The following is a 2,958-nucleotide window of genomic DNA, read 5'->3' as shown; positions in this document are numbered from 1 at the left end:
GTTCTTTCATTGAGTCCATCAAAACCCCTTGGGTGTTGTATGGTTAAGCCTCACGGGCAATTAGTACAGGTTAGCTCAACGCCTCACAACGCTTACACACCCTGCCTATCAACGTCGTAGTCTACGACAACCCTTTAGGATACTTAAAGTATCAGGGAGAACTCATCTCAAGGCTCGCTTCCCGCTTAGATGCTTTCAGCGGTTATCGATCCCGAACTTAGCTACCGGGCAATGCGTCTGGCGACACAACCCGAACACCAGAGGTTCGTCCACTCCGGTCCTCTCGTACTAGGAGCAGCCCCTTTCAATTCTCCAACGCCCACGGCAGATAGGGACCGAACTGTCTCACGACGTTCTAAACCCAGCTCGCGTACCACTTTAAATGGCGAACAGCCATACCCTTGGGACCGACTTCAGCCCCAGGATGTGATGAGCCGACATCGAGGTGCCAAACACCGCCGTCGATATGAACTCTTGGGCGGTATCAGCCTGTTATCCCCGGAGTACCTTTTATCCGTTGAGCGATGGCCCTTCCATTCAGAACCACCGGATCACTATGACCTGCTTTCGCACCTGCTCGAATTGTCATTCTCGCAGTCAAGCGGGCTTATGCCATTGCACTAACCTCACGATGTCCAACCGTGATTAGCCCACCTTCGTGCTCCTCCGTTACGCTTTGGGAGGAGACCGCCCCAGTCAAACTACCCACCAGGCACTGTCCGCAACCCCGATAAGGGGTCGACGTTAGAACATCAACACTACAAGGGTGGTATTTCAAGGACGGCTCCACGCAATCTAGCGACTGCGCTTCAAAGCCTCCCACCTATCCTACACATGTAGGGTCAATGTTCAGTGCCAAGCTGTAGTAAAGGTTCACGGGGTCTTTCCGTCTAGCCGCGGGTACACTGCATCTTCACAGCGATTTCAATTTCACTGAGTCTCGGGTGGAGACAGCGTGGCCATCATTACGCCATTCGTGCAGGTCGGAACTTACCCGACAAGGAATTTCGCTACCTTAGGACCGTTATAGTTACGGCCGCCGTTTACCGGGGCTTCGATCAAGAGCTTCGACCGAAGTCTAACCCCATCAATTAACCTTCCGGCACCGGGCAGGCGTCACACCGTATACGTCATCTTGCGATTTTGCACAGTGCTGTGTTTTTAATAAACAGTTGCAGCCACCTGGTATCTGCGACTCTCAATAGCTCCATCCGCGAGGGACTTCACCGTCGAGAGCGTACCTTCTCCCGAAGTTACGGTACCATTTTGCCTAGTTCCTTCACCCGAGTTCTCTCAAGCGCCTTGGTATTCTCTACCCGACCACCTGTGTCGGTTTGGGGTACGATTCCTTACAATCTGAAGCTTAGAGGCTTTTCCTGGAAGCATGGCATCAATGACTTCACATCCGTAGATGCTCGACGTCGTGTCTCAGCTTTAAGAAGAGCCGGATTTACCTAACTCTTCAGCCTACGCACTTGAACCTGGACAACCGTCGCCAGGCCCACCTAGCCTTCTCCGTCCCCCCATCGCAATTGTAAGAAGTACGGGAATATTAACCCGTTTCCCATCGACTACGCCTTTCGGCCTCGCCTTAGGGGTCGACTTACCCTGCCCCGATTAACGTTGGACAGGAACCCTTGGTCTTCCGGCGAGGAGGTTTTTCACCCCCTTTATCGTTACTCATGTCAGCATTCGCACTTCTGATACGTCCAGCATGCGTTACCACACACCTTCAACCGCTTACAGAACGCTCCCCTACCCAATGCACTAAAGTGCATTGCCGCAGCTTCGGTTTACTACTTAGCCCCGTTACATCTTCCGCGCAGGCCGACTCGACCAGTGAGCTATTACGCTTTCTTTAAATGATGGCTGCTTCTAAGCCAACATCCTGGCTGTCTGAGCCTTCCCACATCGTTTCCCACTTAGTAGTAATTTGGGACCTTAGCTGGCGGTCTGGGTTGTTTCCCTCTCCACGACGGACGTTAGCACCCGCCGTGTGTCTCCCGGATAGTACTTACTGGTATTCGGAGTTTGCAAAGGGTTGGTAAGTCGGGATGACCCCCTAGCCTTAACAGTGCTCTACCCCCAGTAGTATTCGTCCGAGGCGCTACCTAAATAGCTTTCGGGGAGAACCAGCTATCTCCAGGTTTGATTGGCCTTTCACCCCTAGCCACAAGTCATCCGCTAATTTTTCAACATTAGTCGGTTCGGTCCTCCAGTTGATGTTACTCAACCTTCAACCTGCCCATGGCTAGATCACCTGGTTTCGGGTCTATATCCAGAGACTGAACGCCCAGTTAAGACTCGGTTTCCCTACGGCTCCCCTAGATGGTTAACCTTGCCACTGAATATAAGTCGCTGACCCATTATACAAAAGGTACGCAGTCACAGGACAAAGCCTGCTCCTACTGCTTGTACGTACACGGTTTCAGGTTCTATTTCACTCCCCTCACAGGGGTTCTTTTCGCCTTTCCCTCACGGTACTGGTTCACTATCGGTCAGTCAGTAGTATTTAGCCTTGGAGGATGGTCCCCCCATATTCAGACAGGATATCACGTGTCCCGCCCTACTCGATTTCACTGAACACACGTCGTCAACTACGGGACTATCACCCTGTATCGTCGGCCTTTCCAGGCTGTTCGTCTAACGCGTGTAAAGCTTAAGGGCTAGTCCAATTTCGCTCGCCGCTACTTTCGGAATCTCGGTTGATTTCTTTTCCTCGGGGTACTTAGATGTTTCAGTTCCCCCGGTTCGCCCTGTTGAGCTATGTATTCACTCAACAGTAATACCTTATGGTATTGGGTTTCCCCATTCGGAAATCCCAGACTCAAATGGTTTTTACTACCTAATCTGGGCTTATCGCAAGTTAATACGTCCTTCATCGCCTCTGACTGCCAAGGCATCCACCGTGTACGCTTAGTCACTTAACCATACAACCCGAAGGAGTTTCGAGTTGAT

At 51.6% G+C, this 2,958-nt stretch carries 1 rRNA gene; it reads right to left on the bottom strand.

Annotation, left to right across the window (positions count from 1 at the left end):
- Positions 1-39 precede the first annotated feature (39 nt).
- Positions 40-2,930: ribosomal RNA gene (locus tag R7R78_RS23710) — 23S ribosomal RNA — on the bottom strand.
- Between the last annotated feature and the right edge of the window lie 28 nt (positions 2,931-2,958).

It is taken from the genome of Vibrio sp. 2134-1, assembly GCF_033339495.1.
This window is presented reverse-complemented; position numbering and strand designations above follow the sequence as displayed.